General features: G+C 73.2%; 11 protein-coding genes. 7 read left to right on the top strand and 4 right to left on the bottom strand.

Features of this window, described 5'->3' with window-relative positions; translation table 11 throughout:
• Window positions 1-24 precede the first annotated feature (24 nt).
• Window positions 25-5,409 carry a LamG-like jellyroll fold domain-containing protein gene (locus tag QRY02_RS27275; protein ID WP_285985691.1) on the top strand — a complete coding sequence of 1,795 codons (5,385 nt, stop codon included), beginning with the start codon at window positions 25-27 and terminating at the stop codon, window positions 5,407-5,409.
• A gap of 191 nt (window positions 5,410-5,600) precedes the next feature.
• Here QRY02_RS27275 and QRY02_RS27270 read toward each other — a convergent pair whose 3' ends face one another.
• A complete protein-coding gene (locus QRY02_RS27270) occupies window positions 5,601-6,059 on the bottom strand; it encodes a carboxymuconolactone decarboxylase family protein (RefSeq protein ID WP_285985690.1) in 459 nt (152 codons plus the stop codon).
• Between the two features lie 47 nt (window positions 6,060-6,106).
• Between QRY02_RS27270 and pdxR the strand changes: the two genes are divergently transcribed.
• The 3 genes from pdxR to QRY02_RS27255 all read left to right on the top strand — a co-directional run bounded on the left by pdxR (window position 6,107) and on the right by QRY02_RS27255 (window position 11,090).
• On the top strand, window positions 6,107-7,507 hold the full coding sequence (gene pdxR / locus QRY02_RS27265) for a MocR-like pyridoxine biosynthesis transcription factor PdxR (protein WP_285985689.1): 1,401 nt from the start codon (window positions 6,107-6,109) through the stop codon (window positions 7,505-7,507).
• A gap of 248 nt (window positions 7,508-7,755) precedes the next feature.
• A complete protein-coding gene (locus tag QRY02_RS27260; RefSeq protein ID WP_285985688.1) occupies window positions 7,756-9,336 on the top strand; it encodes a substrate-binding and VWA domain-containing protein in 1,581 nt (526 codons plus the stop codon).
• Between the two features lie 11 nt (window positions 9,337-9,347).
• Window positions 9,348-11,090 (top strand): glycosyltransferase family protein, encoded by a 1,743-nt coding sequence (locus QRY02_RS27255; protein ID WP_285993930.1) that lies wholly within the window; start codon window positions 9,348-9,350, stop codon window positions 11,088-11,090.
• Here QRY02_RS27255 and QRY02_RS27250 read toward each other — a convergent pair.
• A complete protein-coding gene (locus QRY02_RS27250) occupies window positions 11,084-11,734 on the bottom strand; it encodes a class I SAM-dependent methyltransferase (protein WP_285985687.1) in 651 nt (216 codons plus the stop codon). The genes QRY02_RS27255 and QRY02_RS27250 overlap by 7 nt on opposite strands.
• 149 nt (window positions 11,735-11,883) lie before the next feature.
• On the opposite strand from QRY02_RS27250, the gene QRY02_RS27245 reads away from it, so the two are divergent.
• Window positions 11,884-15,894: an alpha-(1->3)-arabinofuranosyltransferase gene (locus QRY02_RS27245; protein ID WP_285985686.1), complete on the top strand. Its 4,011-nt coding sequence runs from the start codon at window positions 11,884-11,886 to the stop codon at window positions 15,892-15,894.
• 158 nt (window positions 15,895-16,052) lie between these two features.
• On the opposite strand, the gene QRY02_RS27240 is transcribed toward QRY02_RS27245, so the two are convergent.
• Entirely contained in the window at window positions 16,053-17,255 is a 1,203-nt protein-coding gene (locus tag QRY02_RS27240; RefSeq protein WP_285985685.1) for a lipopolysaccharide biosynthesis protein, read from the bottom strand.
• Between the two features lie 70 nt (window positions 17,256-17,325).
• On the opposite strand from QRY02_RS27240, the gene QRY02_RS27235 reads away from it, so the two are divergent.
• Window positions 17,326-19,008, top strand: a complete 1,683-nt coding sequence (locus QRY02_RS27235) for an MmpA family trehalose lipid delivery protein (RefSeq protein ID WP_285985684.1) — start codon at window positions 17,326-17,328, stop codon at window positions 19,006-19,008.
• A 3-nt stretch (window positions 19,009-19,011) separates the two neighbouring features.
• Window positions 19,012-19,194, top strand: coding sequence for a hypothetical protein (locus tag QRY02_RS27230; protein WP_013229289.1), 183 nt, complete (start codon window positions 19,012-19,014; stop codon window positions 19,192-19,194).
• Between the two features lie 906 nt (window positions 19,195-20,100).
• On the opposite strand, the gene QRY02_RS27225 is transcribed toward QRY02_RS27230, so the two are convergent.
• On the bottom strand, window positions 20,101-21,333 hold the full coding sequence (locus QRY02_RS27225) for a glycosyltransferase family 4 protein (RefSeq protein WP_353069591.1): 1,233 nt from the start codon (window positions 21,331-21,333) through the stop codon (window positions 20,101-20,103).
• Between the last annotated feature and the right edge of the window lie 97 nt (window positions 21,334-21,430).

Here is a 21,430-nt window from a genome sequence, read left to right as displayed (position 1 = left end):
GCTCAGAGGATCCCGGGGGAAGTAATGCGCTCGCTCATCTCCGCCGTGACGGCCGTCGCCGCCACGGTCGTCTTCCTGCCGGTGCCGGCCGCGGCACAGGGCGCGCCACCGCCGCCCGCAGCGGCGGCGGACGAGCTGGTGACCGCCCAGCGGACGGGCAAGCCGGTCGAGGTCGCCGCGGAGACCACCGAGAAGTCGCAGGTTTTCGCCAACCCCGACGGCACCTTCACCATGCGGAGCACGGCCCGGCCGACGCGGGTGAAGCGCGACGGAGGCTGGCACGCCATCGACACCACTCTCGTGGCCCGGCCGGACGGAACCGTCGGACCCGCGATGTCGCCGACGGACGTGGCCTTCTCCCGCGGGGGCACCGCCCCGGTGATCAGCGTCGCCGAGGGCGCCGGGAAGCTCGCGCTGAGCTGGCCGGCCGTGCTGCCCGAGCCGGTGCTGGCCGGGAACACCGCCACCTACCCGGCGGTGTTCCCCGGCGTCGACCTCAAGGTGGCCGCGGACGTCAGCGGTTTCTCGGAAGTCCTCGTCGTGCACGACGCCGAAGCCGCGAAGAACCCGGCACTCGGCTTGCTGAACCTCACCGCGGCCGGCACCGGCCTGACCCTGGACGCGGCCGCCGACGGCGCCCTGAACGCCAACGACGCCACGGGCCGGCCCGTCTTCCACGGCTCGACGCCGATCATGTGGGACTCCACCGGCCGGACCAGCGCGGCCGCGCCGGGGGAAGGGCGCGTCACCGCGATGAAACTCGACGCGCGGAGGCGGGCGGCCGCCGCGCCGAGCCGGACGTCCGTGGTGGACATCAGCATCCGGCCCGACCGGGCCGCGCTGACCGGTCCGGACGTCGCCTACCCGGTCTACATCGACCCGATCATGTCGCGGACGAAGGACGCCTGGCTGGAGGTGACCAGCAACGACTGGCACTACTTCAACGACGACGCCAAGCAAGCGCAGGTCGGCTACTGCAGCGGCTGGTCCGACTGCGGGTCGCCCGCGTGGACCGCCCGTTCGTACTTCCAGATGGCCACGACCGACCTGAACCCCCGCAACGGCCGCAAGCCGGTGCTCTACAGTGGACACTTCTACGCGCTGCAGGTCCACGGCGCGCACGCGTGCACGGCGGAGCCGACCGACCTGAAGCTCGCGGGATACATCAGCGCCGACACGCGCTGGCCGGCCAGCGACTACGACTTCCTCGGCCGGATCTCCTCGAGCGCGGGCGACCAGTGCGGGGGCGCCGGCACGCTCGACTTCGACGTGCAGAACACGGTGCAGCGCGCGGTCGACGGGACCTGGGGCAGCATCACCCTGCTGCTGCGGGGAACCGACGAAGGAAACCGGTTCCAGTGGAAGCGGTTCGCGAACAACCCCGTCCTCGAGGTCGTGTTCAGCTTCCCGCCCAACGGTCCCGGCGGCAACGCGGTGGCGAACTCGGTGAACTGCGGCGGCAAGGTCGTGACCCCGACGGCGAACCCGACCCTGTATTCGACGGCGACCGACAACAACGCTCCGCCGCTGAACCTCGGCATGTGGTACCAGGTGTGGAACGCGAACGCCACGACGCAGTACGCCAAGACCGACAGCGCGGTCATCGTCGCGTCCGGCGCCCGGGCGGCCTGGGCGGTGACCCCCGGCCTCGCCGACGGCGACTACTCGTTCCGGACTTCGGTGGAGAACAGCTTCCCCACCGATTCGAGCCGGAACCTGTGGTCGGGGCTGTACTCCCCGTGGCTGCCGTTCACCGTGCGCGCGAAACCGATCCCCGGCAAGCCGGTGATCCTGCCGAGCGCCGACTACCCGGCGGACAACTGGGGCGCCCAGACCGGCGCGCCCGGCTCGATCTCGGTCCAGCACCTGGACGGCGGCGCCGGCCTCGCGGGCTTCAGCTACAGCTTCGACGGCGCGGGTGCCCAGCACGTCCCGGCCACGACGGACTGCGACTACCACAAGACCTTCGGGACCTCCGGCGGCTGGGTCCCCGCCACCGGCACGAACCGCGCGACGATCCCCGTCCCGGCCGGGCTGAGCGCCGGCCCGCACGTGCTCTACGTCAAGAGTTTCGACGACGCGCACAAGATGTCGGCGGAGTCGGCACCGTACGTCTTCTACGTCGCCCCCAACACGGGTGGCACCACGACGAAGCTCGAGGCCGAGTCCCTGACCGTCACGCAGCCGGCCGGCCAGAACGTCACCGCGGCCGTCCAGCCGAACTGCTGCGGAGCGGCCTGGTCGGGGGACAACCAGCTCTTCCTGCAGGCCACCGCGGCCGGCCAGGCGTTCTCCCTGGCGTTCTCGGTGGGCACCGAAGCCGACTACCGCATCGGCCTCGGGCTCACCCACGCCCCCGACTACGGGCAGACCGCCTTCACCCTCGACGGCCAGCCGATCGGCAGGCCGCTCGAGACGGTGGAGACCGGGCCGTTCGACAACTTCGGCCCGGCGGTCGGCAGCGACTTCCACTCCCTGGGGTCGCGCCGGCTGGCGGCCGGCCCGCACACCCTCGGCGTCCAGGTGACCGGCACGAACGCCGCGTCCATCGGCGCGCGGTACTTCGCGGGCCTGGACTACCTGACGCTGACCACGGCGGGCCGGTTCGAAGCCGAACAGGGCTCGCAGGTCACCGTGGCGCAACCGGCCGGCCAGAACGCGCCGGTCCCGGTCGTCACCGATCCGCGGTGGTCGGACGCCGCGCTCGTCGCCTTCCGGCCGCAAGGCCCGGACGCGTCCGTCGACTTCAGCTTCCGGGTGCCGATCGAGGCCGACTACGCACTGGGCGCGGGGCTGGCCCGGCACGACCACGCCGGGCGGCTGCGCATCTCGGTCGACGGCGCCGTCGTGGCGCGCAGCCAGGACGAACCGTGGGACGGCTACGCTCCGGCGCCCGCCGCCTCCTACCTGCCGCTGGGCGGCCAGCACCTCACGGCAGGCCGGCACACGCTGACCGTCCGGGTGGTGGGCAAGAACGACGCGTCCCTGGGGTTCGAAGCCGGCGTCGACTACCTGACCGCCGTCCCGATCAACAACATCACCGTCGCCGACTTCGCTTCGGCGCTGAACAACGACGGCATCGCCCCGGACGGCACCGCCGCGCGCCTGGACTTCGCCTCGGGCGGCCTGTCCGCGCAGACCTTCGCGGCGGCCGGGCTCGCCCCGGGCGCGACGAAGGTGGTCAACGGCGCGGCGTTCACCATGCCGCAGCCCAAGGCCACGGGCGAGGACAACGTCGTCGCGTTCGGCCAGACCATCCCGGTCCCGCAGGTCAAGGCCTCGGCCTTCGGCCTGCTCGCCACCGCGACCTGCGGGAACCTGCCCGCGACGTCGGCGACGGTCACCTACACCGACGGCACGACCCAGAACCCGTACGTCCCGGCGGTCTCCGACTGGGTGTGGGGTGAAACCGAAAGCGCGGCTTTCGTCCTGCCGTACCGCACCCTGGCGACGACCGGAGCGGACGCGACGGCCCGGCCGCGGATCTACGCGGTGTTCATGCCGACCGACCCGTCGAAGACGCTCAAGTCGGTCACGCTGCCCAACTACGGCAGCCCGGCGACCGCCGCGTGCGAGAAGGCCGCGTTGAACGTGTTCTCGATGGCACCCCGGCCGGTCGCCGAAGGCTGGCTGGGGGCGTGGGCCGCGCCGGCGGACGGCCAGGCCGCCCCGCCGGTGGCACTCGCGGACAAGACGGTCCGGACGGTCCTGAAGCCCTCGGTGACGGGCGCTTCGGTGCGGGTGAAGCTGGCCAACCCGCAGGGGACGACGGCGGTGACCGTCGGCGCCGCGAGCATCGCGGCCCAGTCCGGCACCGGCGCGGCGGCGGCCGGGGCGCCGGTCCCGCTGAAGTTCGGCGGAGCCACGTCGGTGACCGTGCCGGCGGGCGGGGAGGTGACCAGCGACGCGGTGGCCTTCCCGAGCACCGCGGGCGGAAGCGGCAACTTGCTGGTCAGCTTGGCCTTCACCGGTGCCGCCGACCGGTTGGCGGCCCACGCGTTCACGCCGTCGTACCTGGCGGCGGGCAACCAGACCGGGGCCGCCGGCGACGCGCAGTTCGGGACGGCGCTCGACGGCGCCTACCTCCTCTCCGGCGTCGAGGTGTCCACTCAGGACGCCGGCCGCGGGACCGTCGTCGTGCTGGGCGACCAGTTCGCCACCGGCACCGGCACCGACGGTGCGACGTGGGTGGACAAGCTGCCGGGTGCCCTCGGCGCCCTCGGCGAGTCCCTGCCGGGCAGCGTCGTCGACGCCGGCCGGGCGGGCACCCCACCGGCCGGCCGGTGGAAGCTGAGCGACGGGTCGGGGGCCACCGCCGCGAACGCGGTCGCCGGTGCTGCCCCGGTCGCCTTGACGAACACGACGTGGAGCACCGAGCACGGCGGGTCCGCGGTGTTCAACGGCACGGACTCGGTCGGCGCGACCGCCGGTCCGGTGCTGAACACGTCCGGGTCGTACACGGTCGCCGCGTGGGCGAAGGTCGGCTCGCTGGCCGGGAACTACACGATCGTCAGCCAGGGCGGCGTCAGCCAGAGCGCGTTCTTCCTGCAGTACAAGCAGGGAGCCGGGTGGGCGTTCGTGAGCCCGTCGCAGGACACGGCCACGCCCGGGGCGTACTCGCTGGTGGTCGGTCCGACGCCGGTGCTGAACACGTGGACCCACCTCGCCGGCACCTTCGACGCCACCACCGGGCAGATGGCGTTCTACGTCAACGGGAAGCTGATCGGGACTGCCTACAACCCGACGCCGTTCGACACGGCGGGCCCGCTCGGGATCGGCGGGGTGAAGGTCGTCGGCGGCGCGGTGCGCAACCAGTTCAACGGCTCGATCTCCGACGTCCGGGTGTTCCGCCGGGCGGCTTCGGCGGACGACATCGCGGCGATGTCGGCCGGCGGGGCGATCACGGCACCGCCCTCCGGCATCGGTGCCCCCGGTACGGTCTCGGCCGCGCGGACCCTGGACCGCACGACGCTCGGCCAGCCGAACGTCCGCACGGTACTGGTGGAACTGGGCGCGAACGACGTTCTCGCGGGCAAGAGCAAAGCGGAGATCGTGCAGGGCCTGCGGACGCTGGCGCACCCGGCGAGCGCGTCCGGCCTCCGGAACAACCGGCGCTCGGACGGCACGCTCGTGCACGTCATCCTCTCGACCATCCCCGCACTGGGGCTGGCCGCGGGTGATCCGCGGGAGGCGACCCGGACGCAGGTCAACGACCTGCTCCGCACGAGCTACGTGGACCTGGGAGCGGACGGCGTGCTGGACATCGCGGCGGCGGTGTCCGACACACCGGCCGCCGCGACCGTCAGCCCGGCGTTGCTGACCGACGGGATCCCGAACACCTCGTTCTACGACCGGATCGCCCAAGCCGTGGCGAAAGCGGTGACGGACTTCCCGCCGTTGGAGCTGTAGCCGGAGGAACGACCTGAAGGCCACCGCGACGGCAACCGATGCCGTGGCGGTGGCCTTCAGCGGTGTTCAGGCCGGGACGCCACCGTCTGCTCCGCCGCCGGCCGGCGACGAACCCCGCGTAGAGCGCGCACCCCAGTGCGAAGATCCGGCGCGGGCCGAACAGATCGCCCGCCCGCCCACCGGGCGGCGGGTCACCGGACCGCCCGCTCGTCCGTTCCCGGCACCTTCGCCGTCGTGATGGCGATGCGGTTCCACGTGTTGATCGTGAAGATCAGCGCGAGCAGCCGGGCCAGTTCTTCCTCGCCGAACTGCTCGAGCGCTCCGGCGTAGACGTCGTCGGGGACGCCACCCGAGACCAGGGTGACCGCTTCGGTCAGCGCCAGCGCGGCCCGCTCCTTCTCGCTGAAGAAGTGACCGGCCTCGTGCCACACGGCGACCATGTGCAGCCGCTCCTCGCTTTCGCCGGCCTTGCGGGCGTCCGAGGTGTGCATGTGCAGGCAGTAGGCGCAGCGGTTGAGCTGCGACGCGCGGATCTGGACCAGCTCGACCAGCGCGGGGTCGAGCCCGGCGCGGGCGGCGGCGTCGAGGCCGATCAGGGCCTTGAAGGCCTTCGGTGCGGTCTTGGCGAAGTTGAGGCGGGAGTTCGTCATGACCAGAAATCTAGGGCGCGGTTGACCCGTGTGTAGGGTGCATTTCCGTGGCAAAAGAATGGGTCAATTCGGGGGAGCGGCTCGGCGCCGACCTGCACCTGGAGCTGACCGGACCGGGCGGCAAGCGCGCCGCCCTCATCGCCGCCCTGCGGGACGCCGTCCGCGCCGGGCGGCTCGTCCCGGGCACCCGGCTGCCGCCCTACCGGTCGCTGGCCGCCGACCTCGGCCTGGCCCGCAACACCGTCGCCGACGCCTACGCCGAGCTGGTCGCCGAAGGCTGGCTCACCGCCGTGCAGGGCTCCGGCACCCGCGTCGCCGAGCGCGCCGAACCCCTCGAGCCGGTCCGGGCACCGGCCCGGAAGCCGGCGGCCCCGAAACCGGCGTACCACCTCCGGCAGGGGCAGCCGGACGCGACGTCGTTCCCGCGCGCCGAATGGCTCGCCGCCGCGCGTCGCGCGCTGAACGCGGCCCCGCACGACGCCTTCGGCCCCGGCGACCCGCGCGGCCGCCCGGAGCTGCGGGAAGCCCTCGCCCAGTACCTCGCGCGGGCCCGTGGCGTGCGGACGTCACCGGAGCGGATCGTCGTGTGCTCGGGCTTCGCCCACGCCCTGCGGCTGCTGTTCCCGGCCGTGCTGCGGGGACCGCTCGCCGTCGAGTCCTACGGCCTCGCGTTCCACCGGTCGATCTTCGCCGCCGCCGGCGTGAAGACGATCCCCCTGGGCCTGGACGAGCACGGCGCGCGCGTCGAAGACCTCGACGTCCCGGCGGTGCTGCTGACGCCCGCGCACCAGTTCCCGACCGGCGGCCCGCTGCACCACGACCGCCGCACCGCGGTCATCGGGCACGTCCGCGCGACCGGCGGCGTGCTCATCGAGGACGACTACGACGGCGAATTCCGCTACGACCGCAAGCCGGTCGGCGCGGTCCAGGGCCTCGACCCGGAGCACGTCGTCTACGCCGGTTCGGTCAGCAAGAGCCTCTCGCCCGCGGTGCGCCTGGGCTGGCTGGTGCTGCCCGCGCACCTCGTGGACCCGGTGCTGGCGGTGAAGGGCGAGCGCGAGGCGTGGGCGGGCGTGCTCGACCAGCTCACCCTGGCCGAGTTCCTGACGTCGGGCGCGTACGACCGGCACATCCGCCGGATGCGCCAGCGCTACCGCCGCCGCCGCGACCAGCTCGTGACGGCACTCGCCGAGCGGGCCCCGCACGTGACACCGACGGGCATCGCCGCGGGCCTGCACGCCGTCCTGCGGCTCCCGCCGGGCACCGAGAAGGCCGCGCTGAAGGCCGCGGCCTGGCAGGGACTGGCACTGGACGGCCTGGCCGCCTTCCGGCACCCCGACAGCACGATGTCCACAATGGACGGCCTGGTCGTCGGCTACGCGACGCCACCGGAACACACTTACCCGGCGGCTCTCGACGCGCTGTGCCGCGCGCTGCCGCCCGAGTGAGGCCTACCCGACGATGTCGATCCCGAACGGCTCGGCCGCGCTGCAGTCGATGTCGGCCCGCCCCGCGCCCGGCAGGTCGTAGCGCCGGCGGGAGAGCGCGACACCGCAGGGCGAATCACCAAAACGGCCGCACCCGGGCCGCCCTTCACCGCCGGCTCACGCGCCGATGGTGACGTTCTGCTTCCGGTACTGGCTTCCCGCTCACCCGGCTGGCAAGCTGCCAGCACCTCACGAGGGAAGGACGTGCATTGGCGGCACACCCGGCGCGGGCCCGGCGGATCGACGCTCGGGTCGTCGTCCTGAGCGCGCTGCTCGTGGTCGCGCTGCTCGCATGGGCCGGGTTCGACTACCTGAAGAATCGGCTGGCCGGCGGCGGCTGCGACAGCACCACCGCGGTGCGCCTCACGGCCGCGCCGGACATCGCGCCGGTGCTGACCGAGCTCGCCCGGACCGTCCCGGAGGAGGACTGCTACTCCGTCGAGGTCACCGCGAGCCCGTCGACGGCCACCGCGACGGCGCTGGAGGCCAACGGCGCGAACGGCCCCGACGTCTGGGTGCCGGAGTCGAGCACCTGGCTGCTGCAGGCCCGCGACGGCGGCGCGTGGAACCTCCCCGAGTCCGGCCAGCCGGTGGCGAGCTCGCCGGTGGTGCTGGCGCTGACCGACGACGTCGCGAAGAAGGCCGGCTGGCCGGGGAAGTCGCCGTCGTGGTCGGACGTGCTCGCGGGGAGCCCGGTCGGGCTGCCCGACCCGGCCCGCGACCCGGCCGCCATCGGCGCGCTGATCGGCCTGCAGCAGGTGACCAAGGACGCGCCCGACCCGGCCGCCGCCTTCACCGAGGAGATCCGCAGGCTTTCGGCGGTGAAGCAGCCGTTCACCGCGTGGCCGGCGTCGGAGCAGTCGGTACTGGCCCGCAAGCTCGTCGCCGCCTACCCCGCCGCCGGCGTGCCGAGCTTCGACTACCCGTACGTCGTGCTGCCGCGGGCTTCGGAAGCTTCGCGCTCGGCGGCCGAGCGGTTCCTGCGGCTGCTGCTCGACCAGACCGCCACCAAGGCGTTCGCGGACGGCGGGTTCCGGACGCCGTCCGGGCAGCTGCTCGGCGACCGGCCGCGCGACACCCGCACGAACGCCGCACCGCGCCCGGCCGGGCCGCCCACGCCCGAAGCGATGTACGGCGTGCTCCAGGCGTGGGCCGGGGCGAACCTCAGCGCCCGCGTCCAGGTCCTGCTCGACGTCTCCGGCTCGATGGCCGCGACCGTGCCCGGCACCGGCCGCAGCCGGATGTCGCTGACGCTCGAAGCCGCGACGCAGGGGCTCGGGCTGTTCAAGCCGACCAGCGAGATCGGCCTCTGGCTGTTCTCGACCAAGCTGGACGGCAACAAGGACTACAAGGAACTGCTGCCGATGCGGTCGATCTCCCAGCAGCTCGCCGCGGGCGGGGTGGCGACGCTGCAGGCGGTCAAGCCGAAGCCCGGCGGCGCGACCGGGCTGTACGACTCGATCCTCGCCGCGTACCAGAACGCCCGGCAGAGCTGGCAGCTCGGCCGGATCAACCTCGTCGTCGTGCTCACCGACGGCCGCAACGAGGACGACGACTCGATCGGGCTGCCCGGCCTGCTCGCCGAGCTCGGCCGGCTGCAGGACCCGCGGAAACCGCTGCCCGTGATCGGGATCGGCATCGGCCCGGACATCGACGCGAGCGAGCTGCGGCAGGTGTCCGCGGCGACCGGTGGCGAGTCCTTCACCACGCCGGACCCGCGCAAGATCTCCGACGTCTTCTACCAGGCACTGAGCAAGCTCATGTGCCAGCCGCCCGCCTGCAAGAAGTGAGGAAGCCCGTGTTGGTGCAGATCGAAAAACCCGCGCCCCGGGTGACCCGAAGACCGTCCGCGCTGGTCCTCGCCGCGTTCGTCGCCGGCGCGGTGCCGTTCGCCTTCCACACCTGGGCGGCACTGCACGGGAACTTCGCCCAGGACGACTTCGTCATGACCTACCGGGCCGCCTTCGCCGGGCCGTTCGACCTCGGCTACCTCTTCCAGGATTACCACGGGCACCTGATGCCCGGCGGGTTCTTCCTCGCGGCCGTGATGACGTGGTGGGCGCCGCTGAACTTCCCGCTGATGGTGGCGCCGCTGCTGCTGATGCGGGCCGTGGCGACCGTGCTGTTCTGGTGCCTGCTGGTGCGCTGTTTCGGCCGTCGCTGGGCGATCCTGGTGCCGTTCACCGTGTTCACGGCCTCGACACTGCTGCTGGTCCCGCCCCTGTGGTGGGCCTACGGTTCCCAGATCGTCCCGGTGGTGCTTGCGGCCGCAGGCGCCCTGTACTGGCACGTCCGCTACCTGCGCGAAGGCGGCCGGTGGTGGATCGGCACCTTCGCGTGGACGCTCTTCGGGCTGGCGTTCTACGAGAAGGCCGTCGTGGTCCCGGTGCTGCTGGCCGGGGTGACCGTCCTGCTCGGACAGTCCTTCCGGGACCGGTGGCGCTACTGGGCGGGACACGCGGTGCTGCTGGCCGCGTTCGTCGCGGGCTACCTCGCGCTGACGTCGAGCCAGGTGGCTCCCGGTGGCCCGCCGATGACCGCCGGCACCGTCGCCGACCTGACCGGCCGGATGCTCGGCGACACCTTCCTGCCCGGGCTGGCCGGCGGGCCGTGGTCGGGGCCCGGGCCGGGCGCGACCTGGGCGCCGTCGCCGTTCGCGGTCGTGGTCCTGCTGTTCGCCGCGGCACTGGCGCTGCTGGTGGCCGGCGGGCGCGTGGGCGGCCGCCGGGCCTGGCGGGCGTGGGCGCTGCTCGGGCTGCTGTTCGCCGTGGACGTCGGGCTGCTGGCGTTGACGCGGCTGCGCGAAGTCGGCCCGGCCGCCGGCGACGACCCGAGGTACCTCGCCGAGCTGGCGTTCGCGGCCGCGCTGTGCGGAGCGTTCGCCTTCCTTACGCCCAATGGGGTTGGGCCATCCGGAGTCACTCGTGAACGGCCGATCGCGCTAATCGTGTCCGTGCTTCTGCTCGCCAGTTCCGCGATCGGGTTTTTCCGGCTGGCCCCCGCGATGCGGTTCGACCATTCCGGGCAGTACGTCGCCAACGTCCGGGCGGCCGTCGCCGAGGATCCGGATCTCGTCTTCTACGACACGTTCGTGCCGTCCGATGTGGTCCACGAGTGGTTCGGCGCGGACTCGCAGGCGTCCCGGGTCGCCGGCCTGGTGCCCGGCACGCACTTCGACCAGCCGACGAACCGGATGCACCTGCTCGACGCCACCGGCACCCCACACCTGATCACCGGCGTGGCCGCGGAGTCCCGCGGCGTGCCGGGGCCGGTGCCGGACTGCGGGTACAAGATCGGCGAAACGCCGGTGAGCGTGGCACTCGACACCCCGCTGCTCGGCAGGCACCTGCTGAAGATCGACTACTTCACCCGCGACGGCGGTGAAGGCCTGGTCGACCGGACACCCGTGTGGTTCCAGCCCGGGCTGCACTCGCTGTACCTGCCGGTGGACGGCCTGTTCGACCACATCGGCGTGCGGCTGTCGAGCCCGGGTGCCCCCGTGTGCGTCCCCAGAGTCGAGGTCGGGAAGCCGGTGACTCAGTAGGGGTCGTACGGGCTGTGGTGCCCGGCCAGCCGGGCCAGCGGCCGCAAGCGCAGCCGCAGCAGCACCTTGATCCCGACGTTGCGCGCGAACCACGGCAGCTGCGCCAGCAGGCGCACGCGGTCTGCCGTGGACGGTGGCGCCAGCCGGAACCGCGCCAGCGACGTGGCGCGGTCCAGATAGGTGTACCGCCGTCCGAAGAGGACCTTCGCGATCGTGCCGAGCGTGACACCGATGGAGGAAAAACAGTCGTGGACCAGGATTTCCGCCCCCGGCGGCAGGTGCGCCGACCAGCGCAGGTCGTCGGTGTAGGTCCAGTAGTCGTGCTTGCCGTCGATGTAAAGCAGCTGTATGGCCCGATCCCAGTCAGGGCGCAGTTTCGTGCTGTAACCGGCGACGAGCTCGACGACGTCGTCCAGTCCGGCCCGCCGGATGTTGCGCTCGAACAGCTGCCGCGTCGGCGATCCGCCGAACAACCGGCCGTCCACGAAGGGGTCGACGGCGATCACCGTGGCCCCGACCGTGCGGGCGGCGGCGCCCAGGACGATCGTGGATCGGCCCTGGTGGCTGCCGATTTCCAGGATGACGTCACCCTTTTCGAGGCGGCACGCGGCCTGCCACAGCGCCTCGCCCTGCGCGCGCGTCATCCAGCCCTTGACCGGCTCGGCCAGTGTCCACGCGTCGGCGAAGCCGTCCGTGCTCAGTTCGGTCGTGATGGCGCACCTGCCCAGGGAAGTCGGGGGCCGGGGAAAATCGTCGGCACATGGTAGCCAGGTTTCGGCTTAGTATCTACCGGATGGTAACCAGCACCCGCGAACGGACCCGGGACGGCGCCCCGCCCGCGGAGCGCGACCGGAAGTTCTCACCGGGTGCGTTCCTCCGCCGCCCGAGCACCTGGATCGTGCTGGCCCTGACCACGTTGTCATTCCTGCAGATGCCAGGGAAGACGACGTTCGACACCAAACTGGACCTCGCCGTCGACCCGCTCGCCTTCCTCGGGCGCGCCCTGCACCTGTGGAACCCCCAGGCCACCGCGGGGGAGCTGCAGAACCAGGCGTACGGCTACCTGTTCCCGATGGGCCCGTTCTTCGCGCTGTGCCAGGCCGCCGGCGTGCCCGCGTGGATCGCGCAACGGCTGTGGGGCGCGGTCCTGCTGTCGGCCGCGTTCGGCGGCGCCCTGCTGCTGGCGCGGGCGATGAAGATCGGCACCGAGCGCACGCGGCTGATCGGCGCGCTCGGGTACGCGCTCGCGCCGCGCATGCTGACCGAAATCGGCGGCCTGTCCGCGGAGATGCTGCCCGCGGTGCTGCTGCCGTGGGTGCTGGTGCCGCTGGTGCGGGCCGGGGCGATCGGCTCGCCGCGGCGGGCCGCCGGGCTGTCCGCGCTGGCCGTGCTGTGCATGGGCGGCGTCAACGGCGCGATGGTCGTGATGGCGCTCGTCCTGCCGGGACTGTGGCTGCTGACGCGGCGCTGGACGCGGGCGCACGTCGAGCTCGTGCTGTGGTGGTTCGTCTTCGTCATCGGCGCGACGCTGTGGTGGATCCTGCCGCTGCTGCTGCTCGGCGAATACAGCCTGCCGTTCCTGGACTACATCGAGTCCGCGACGAACACGACCGCGCCGATGTCGCTGTTCGAGGTGCTGCGCGGCACCAACCAGTGGGTCGCCTACGTCGTGCAGGGCACGCCGTGGTGGCCGGGTGGCTGGTCACTGATCGACAACCCCGTGCTGATGCTCGCGACCGGGCTCGTCGCCGGCGTCGGCCTGTTCGGACTGACCCGGCGCGGCCTGCCGGACCGGCGGTTCCTCGTGCTCGGCGTGGTGACCGGGCTGACCCTGCTGACCATCGGCTACGTCGGCACGCTCGACAGCCCGCTGGCCGAACAGGTCCGGCACCTGCTCGACGGGCCGCTCGCGCCGCTGCGCAACGTGCACAAGTTCGAGCCGGTGCTGCGGCTGCCGCTGATGCTGGCGTTCGCGCACGGCATCTCGAGCCCAGCCAAGGTGACGTCCGCGCGCCGGTTCCTGCGGCCGGCACTGGGCCTGCTGCTGGTGCTGGTGATGGCGGCACCGGCGTGGCTGCTGAACCTGCGGTCCGGCCCGGGCTGGGACGCCGTGCCCGGCTACTGGTACGACGCTCTCGGGTACGTGGCCAAGGCCGATCCGAACGCGCGGACGCTGCTGCTGCCGGCCACCGGCTTCGGCGAGTACGACTGGGGCCGCACGGTCGACGAGCCCGCGCAGGCGATCGCGCGCAGCCCGTGGGCGGTCCGCAACCAGGTGCCGCTGGGGTCCGAGGGGAACACGCGGCTGATGGACTCCGTGGACGCGGCGCTCGCCGACGGCCGCGGCGACCCCGGGCTGGCCGCGCTGCTCGCCCGTTCGGGATATCGGTTTTTGCTGCTGCGCAACGACATCGACCGCGAGCGGACGGCGGCCCCGCCCATCGCGACCCTGCGGGCCGGGCTGGCCGGGTCGCCGGGCATCGCCAAAGCGGCCGCGTTCGGCCCGCTCGAAGTCTACGAAGTGGGGAAGCCGGTGCCGCTGGCCACCGCGACGTCCACCACGGACGTCCCCACCGTGAGCGGCGGCCCGGAGAACCTGCTGCCCCTGATCGACTCGGGTCAGCTCGACCCGGCGACGCCCACCGTGCTCACCGGCGACGGCGGGTCGCCCGGCGGCCCGCGGCTGGTGACCGACGGCCTGCGCCGGGCCGAGCGGAACGTCGGCGGCGTCCGCGACAACCTCAGCCAGACCTTGACCGCCGGCGAGGCCTACCGCCAGCAGCGCGCGGCGGGCGACCTGCTGCCGTTCCCGGGCCAGGAGCACCAGACCGTGGCCGCCTACCGGGGGATCCGCTCGGTGACGGCGTCGACGGCGGCGTCGTTCGCCGACGCCTTCGGCGGGTCCGATCCTTCGCACCAGCCGTTCGCGGCGATCGACGGCGACCCGCGCACGGCGTGGCACTCGTCGTCGTTCACCGGGCCGATCGGCCAGTGGCTCGAGGTGGAGCTGGACACCCCGCGGCTGGTGAACTCGGTGAACCTGGAGATGGTGGACGACCTGCGGGTGGGCTGGCCGGCCACCCGGATCCGGATCACCACCGACAACGGCTCGGTCGAGCAGCCGGTGATCCGCGGTGCCGGGCCGCACGAGTACTCCGTCGCCGGCGGCGTCACCCGCACGGTGCGGATCACGCTGCTGTCGCTGGTGGTCGGGCGGCAGGACGGGAACGTCGGCATCGCGGAGCTGAAGATCCCGGACACCGAGCCGCAGCGCGCCCTGGAGGTGCCCGCGGACCTGCCGACCGGGCCGGCGCCCGGGTTCGCCTTCACCCGCGGCCAGCAGCCCCGGTACGCGTGCCTGCCGCTGGGCGCCGCCGTGCGGTGTGACGCCGCCGCGGCCCGCGACGGCGAGGAACCCGACGGGATCCGGCGGCTGTTCAGCACCCCGGCGGAGCAGACGTACCTGGTCGGCGGCACGGTGCTGCCGGCAGGCGGCGGCCGCAACCCGGTGTCGCTGCCGGGCGTGACCGTGGCGTCGACGTCCCAGCTGGGCGGCGACCCGGCGGCCGCCGGGTTCGCGGCCGTGGACGGCGATCCGGGCACGACGTGGCGCCCGGACGTCACCGACCTGCGGCCGGCGCTGACGCTCGGGTGGCCGTCGCCGAAGCGGATTTCGGGGCTGCACATCGAAGTTTCGCCGTCGAGCGGAGCCCGGGCGCCGCGGCAGGTGGAGCTGGTGGGCCGGTCGGGGACGCGGTCGGTGCAGCTCGACGCGGGCGGGTCCGCGTCCTTCGAACCCCTGGACACCGACCAGCTGCAGGTCGTGCTGCCGGGCGACGACGACGATCCCGCGGCACGCTCGGTGGTGGGCATCGGCAGCCTGGCGCTGTCCGGGAGCGACGGCTTGCTCCCGGGGCCGGACCCGGCGTTCACGGTGCCGTGCGGATCGGGGCCGAACGTCCACCTCGACGGGCTCGACTACCGGACGTCGGTGCAGGGCAAGCTGTCCGACATCACCGCGCACCGGCCGCTCGCGCTGGGGATGTGCCGGGATTCGGAGGGCGGCATCGCGCTGCCGGCGGGCGGCCACGAGCTGCGGACGGACCGGTCGGAGTCGTTCGTGGTCCAGGACCTGTGGCTGCGCCCGGCCGGCACCGCGTCGCCGCCGGTGCACCGCGCGGTGCAGGTGGGTGACTGGGGCGCGGCGTCGCGGTCCGTGACGGTGGGCCCGGGCGCGGAGGCGGTGCTGGCGGTCCCGGAGAACGCGAACGCGGGCTGGACGGCCAGTTTGGACGGTCAGCAGCTGACGCGCACCCGCGTGGACGGCTGGCAGCAGGCGTGGATCGTCCCGGCGGGCGCGGGCGGGGTGGTGTCGCTGTCGTTCACCCCGGACGCGCACTACCGGCTGAGTCTCCTGGTCGGCGCGGCGGCGGTGCTGGCGCTGCTGGTGGGCGTGGCGTGGCCGGCGCACCGGCGCCGGTTCACGATCTCCCCGGGCGGCTCCTGGACACCGGTCGTGCTGATCGGGCTGCTGGTCGCGCTGGACGGGATGCTGCCGGTGGTGCTGCTGATCGCGTGCCTGCTGGCCCGCCAGTTCTCGGAGCGCGCACCGAGGTACCTGGCCTTCGGTGGCATGGCGGTGGCGGCGGGCGCCTCGGTGACGGGCCGCATCCTGGGCCACGGCCAGGACTGGGCGTACGGCCCGGTGACCCAGGCGGCACTCCTGCTGGCCGCGGCCGCGATGGTGGCGACGTGCGTGGACTGGTTCGTGCGCAAGGAAAACCCCACCAACCCCACGAGCTAACCCAGCCCCGGTAACCCCCGTGATCGAGCCCGTAACCCCCGTGACTGGCTCGGATCACGCGAGATCCGGGTTCAAACACGGTGGATACGGGCCGGATCACGGGGTTCGGGGTCGCGGAAGTGTCGGTGCCTGCCGGTAGCGTGGAAAACGGGGGCTGCTCAGGCCGGTTTGCGGGGGCGGAGCTCGAGGAGGGCGCCGGCCGCGGCGAGTGCGCCGGCGGTGCACACCGCCGCCGTCACCACCTGGATGGGTGAGCCGTGCAGCCACGTCGTGATCAGCAGTGCCTCCACGCCGACCGCCGACCACATCAGCACCGTCACGCGGCGGTCGCCGTCCGCCAGGCGGGCGTACAGCAGGATCTGGACCAGCGCCAGCATCGAGCCCGCCAGCGCGAACGGCCACACCGGCATGGTGCTGCCCGCGTACCGCGCGCCGCCGATCACCGCGAGCAGCGAAGGCCCGAAGACCAGCGACACCAGCAGCACCACCGCGTCCAGGCAGCCGCACACGGCCAGCGCCACCGGCAGCACCCGGCGGCGGCGGTCGGAGACGGCGAACCGCGGCAGCACCAGCACCCCCACCGCCTGCGGCAGCCAGTACGCGATCTTCGTGACGATCGCCCCCAGCGCGTACTCGCCCACCTCCGAAGACGGCAGCGTGTGGCGGGCCAGCACCAGGTCCAGGTTCACCAGCAGCACCAGCGCCAGCATCGCCTGCGCCGTGTGCAGCACCTCGCCGCCGTGGCGGTCGGCCCAGCGGGGACGCGGGCGGCCGCAGATCTGCCAGCCCGCCACGACCACCGCCAGCGATCCGATCGCCGCTCCGGCCAGCGCCCCGGTCGGGGATCCCGAGACCACCAGCCCCACCAGGGAACCGCCGACCTTGCCGACGCCCTCCAGCGCGATCAGGCCGGACAGCACGGCGAACCGGTGGCTGCCCTGCAGGAGACCGTGGAACACGCCCAGCAGCGTCAACGGCCCGAGCGCCGCGGTCACCAGCAGCGCCGGGGCCAGCGAGCCCAGGTGCAGCAGGAGCACCAGCAACGGGCTCAGCGTCAACGCCGTCGTCGCGACGATCGCGCTCGTCACCAGGCCGAGCGCGAACAGCGAACCCTGCGCGAGCCCGGGGGCGCGCGCCACCCGCAGCGCCACCACCGTCTGCAGGCCCATCGCCGGGACGACGCCGATCACCAGCACCGCCAGCAGCGAGCTCAGCTCCCCGAACGCGCCGGGCGCGAGGATCCGCGCGGCCGCCAGGCTCAGCACGTAGCTGGCCGCGTTGTTGCCCGCGAGCGCGAGCGAGACGAGGATCGCCGCGAGCCGGTTGCCGGTCCGGGCCGGGACTTCGGTGTCTACGCTCAACGGCGGGCTCCCATTACCGGCGGGTAATGACCAGGGACCATAACCGCGCGCGCAACGGAAAGGAAGGGCCGTGAACGCACCCGGCAGGCGGGCGGCCCTCCCCGTGTTGTCCGCCGCGCTGGCCTTCGCCGTCTGCGCGCCGCTGCTCGGCCGCGGGTTCGTCCTGAGCTACGACATGGTGTTCGCGCCACGGCAGTACTTCGTGCCGGACGCCTTCGGGGTCGGCAGCACGCTGCCGCGGTCCGTTCCCGCCGACGCCGCAGTCGCGCTCGCCACCACCGTGCTGCCCGGCGACATCGTCCAGAAGATCGTCCTGCTCCTGGCCGTCTTCTTCGCCGCCTTCGGCGCGGGACGGCTCGTCCCCACCGAGCGGGAAGGCACCCGGCTCGTCGCGGCGACGGCCTACGCCTGGACGCCGTACCTCGCCGAACGGCTGTTCATCGGGCACTGGCCGCTGCTCCTGACGTACGCGGCCCTGCCGTGGATCGCCGGCGCCGGGCTCGCCGTGCGGGCGCACGAACCGCGTGCCCTGCCGAAGCTGGTGATCGCCTGCGCCCCGGCCGTGCTGACTCCGCCCGGCGGCGTCCTCGCGGCCGCCGTCATGGTCGTGGCCGCCGGTTCGCGGCGGCTCCGGCAGACGGTTCCGCTCGCCATCGCGCTCAACCTGCCCTGGCTGGTCCCGACGTTCCTCGACGCCGGCGGCACCTTCTCCGACCCCGGCGGCGTCACGGCGTTCAGCGCCCGCGCCGAAAGCTGGGGTCCCGCGTTGCTGAGCGTGCTGGGCCTCGGTGGCATCTGGAACGCCGAAACGGTGCCGGGAAGCCGCGCCGTGCCGCTGGTCCCGGTGCTGACGCTCATCGTCGTCGCCGTCGCGATCGCCGGGCTCCGGCCGCTCGCGCAGCGGTGGGGGAAGGCGCCGGTCCGCTCTTTGACCGCGCTCGGCGTCCTGGGCGTTCTCCTGGCTGCACTGGCGACGTTGCCGGGCGGCAACTGGCTGCTCACCGCCGCGACGCGGTACGTGCCCGGCGCCGGACTGCTGCGGGACGCCCAGAAATGGGTGGCCTGGTGGGCTCTGCCGCTCGCCTTGGGCTTCGCGCTGGCCGTCGAAGCCGCCGCGGCGAAGCTGAAAACCGCGGGGGGCCGCACCGGACTGGTGACGGCGGCGGTGGTCTTCCCGCTGCTGACCATGCCGGACCTCGCGTGGGGTGGCTGGGGACGGCTCGGCACCGCGCAGTACCCGGCCGACTGGCGCGCGGTGTCCGCAGAGCTCGGTGACCGGCCCGGTGACGTGCTGGCGTTGCCGCTCTCGGCGTTCCGCGGGTTCGCGTGGAACGACGACCGCACCCAGCTCGACCCGGCGCCGCGCGCGCTGCCGAAACCCGTGCTGATGGACGACACCCTGCAGGTCGGTGCCGAGCGGATCGCCGGTGAGGACCCGAGGATCGGCGACGTCCGCGCCGCGACGTCGGCGCGGGAACTCACCGACGCGGGCATCGGCTGGATCCTCGTCGAGCACGGGACACCCGGCTACGTCGACCCGCGGTTGCTCGCCGGCGCGACGCCGGTGTGGTCGGGTGAGTGGCTGACGCTGTACCGGACCCCGGGTGAGCCCGCGGTGAAAGCGATCTCGTGGACGCCCGCCTTGCTGGCGAACGGAGTAGCGCTCACGTTGCTGTGCGTCGCAGTGTTGTGCCGCATGTTACCCATGCGTACATTGGGCCGCGGCAGGATTCTCCCGCCGCGGAAGGAGTGACTCGTGGGCACGGTCATCGGCGCGATCGTCGCCGTCATCATCGGCGGCGGAGCGGCGACCGCGGGAGGGTTCGCCCTCATCCAGGGCGCGGACCCGGACACCGCCGCTCCGGTGCAGCAGAAGCTCAACGCGCAGGTGAAGTTCAACCCTGCCGACCACCCGCTCAAGCTCTACGGGGACCGCTGACGCGTGACCCGGCTCGCCTCCGACCACGCCCACCGCGTCGTCGGGCTCTACGGCGACCCCACCGTTTCCTGGAGCATCCTCCTCGAAGCGGAACTCGGCGCGGCCGCACCGGAACCGGAGAAGCTCCGCGCCCGGCTCGCGGCCGCGTTCCCGCGCTACCCGCACCTCGGTGCGGTGCCCGAAATCGAGCGGATCGGTGACTTGGCGGCCGTCCGGGACCGCTTCGCTTCGGCGCCCTACGAACGGGGCGCGCCGCTGGTGCGCGTCGCCGTCGGTGAACCCACTCTCCTCATCGCCGCCCACCACGGTGCCCTCGACGGCCTCGGCCTGCTCGCCCTGCTCGGCATCCTCCTCGACGTCCCGGTTTCTTCGGCCGCGCGGGGGATCGGCGAACGCACGGGCGGCAAACCCTTTGCGGTTTCGGCCCTCCAGCGGCTCGCTGAGGCGCTTTTCGCGCCACCGGGCCGGATCACCCCGGATCGGGGAAGCGAAGCCGTAGGGGATGTCTTCGTGGCCGTCCACGAGCCGCGGCTGCGGCTGGGGGCCGCGGGGTTCGTCGCGGCGGCCGCCGGCGCCACCGAACGCTGGAACCGCGCGCACGGGGCCCGCACCGCGCGGGTCGTGGCCGCGCTGGGCGCGTCGCGCCGGCCGGGTGCGGCACCGGAACCGGTGCACGACAGCGCGTTCTTCCGGCTGCGGCTGAGCCGCGGCGCGGACGTCGCCGAAGTCCTGAAGGCCCAGCCGCCGGAGCCGGATTTCCCGGCCCGCAGCAGCCGCCTCGCCCGGCTGGGCACCCGGCTGCTGGCGAGCAGGCTCGGTTCGACGTTCCTGGTCTCGAACCTCGGCGTGGTGTCCACCGGGGACACCGTGCGGACGCTGGCGTTCTACCCGGCGGCGAGTGGCCGCTCAGGCGTGGCGTTCGGCGCGGCGACGACCGGCGGCGCCACCACCGTCACCGTGCGCGCCCGCCGCAAGGACTTCGACGCGGCGGCCGCCGCCCGGCTGCTGGGCGAGTTCCGGGACGCGGTGCGGGACCAGGGTGCGCGGCCGGGGGACCGGCTGCCCGGAGACGTCCCGCACCAGTGAAGCGAACTGGCCGACACTGACGTCCCAGCGGTACTTCCCGGCCCGCTCGGCGCCCGCCAAGCCCATTTCCGCGCGCCGCAGGCCGTCGGCGAGCAGGCCGTCGACCTGCGCGGTGAAATCGTCGAAGTCGTCGGCGAGCAGGCCGGTCCGGCCTTCCACGATGGACTCCGTCACGCCGCCGGCGGCGCGGTAGGCGACCGAGGGCACGCCGTGCGCCGCGGCCTCCATGATGACGATGCCCCAGCCCTCCTTGACCGACGGGCACAGGTGCAGCCACGAGCGCGCGAGGATCTCGTGCTTGGCCTGCTCGTCGACCCAGCCGTGCAGGACGACCCGGTCGGCCACCCCGCGCGAAGCCGCGTGGGCGCGCAGCGCCTCGTCCCACGGCCCCTGGCCCACGACCTCCAGCCGCAGGGACGGCCAGCGCCGCGCGAGCCGCGCGACGACGTCGATGGCGTGCTCGATCCGCTTGTGCGGCACCAGCCTGCTCACCGCGACCAGCGTGGGGGTGCGGTCGCGTTCGGACGCGCACGGCGGGGGCGCGTCGAGGCCGTTCGGGACCACCGTCACGCGCTCGCGCCCGATGCCCAGTTCCCCCAGTTCCGCCTTGGTGACCTCGGAAACCGTGACGTAGCGGCACCGGCGGAACAGCCACGGCGCCAGCCGCGACTCGATCCACCAGCCGATCCGGCCCAGCGTCTCGCCGAGCGCGCTGATCCACTGTTCCTTGTGGACGTGGTGCACGAGCACCAGCACCGGGCAGCCGGCGACCAGCCGGGCGAAGAACGGCATGCCGTTCTGCACGTCCACCACGAGATCGGCGCGGGCCCGGCGGATGGCGCGCAGCGCGTGCGCGTAGACGCCGAACTTGTTGCCGCGCCGCCGGTAGCGGACGCCGTCGCGCCACTCGCCCGCCGTCGCACCCGGGTAGGCGGCGCACTGGATCTCGACCCGGTACCCCGCTCTGGCCAGGCCTTCGGCCATCCGCTCGACGTACCGCTCCGAGCCGCCGCCTTCGGGGTGGCCGGTGTCGCGCCAGTTGAGGAGGAGCACACGAGGACGTTCCATCGGGGTTATCCAAACTTTGGCGACGGTGCTAGGTTACCGGTGCGTACACCCTAGATGAACGTATTCGGGAAAGCGACGGTTC

The sequence above is a fragment of the Amycolatopsis sp. DG1A-15b genome (assembly GCF_030285645.1).
Taxonomy (GTDB): Bacteria; Actinomycetota; Actinomycetes; order Mycobacteriales; family Pseudonocardiaceae; genus Amycolatopsis.
The sequence above is the reverse complement of the archived record's forward strand: the minus strand, read 5'-3'. Positions and strand labels throughout refer to the sequence as shown.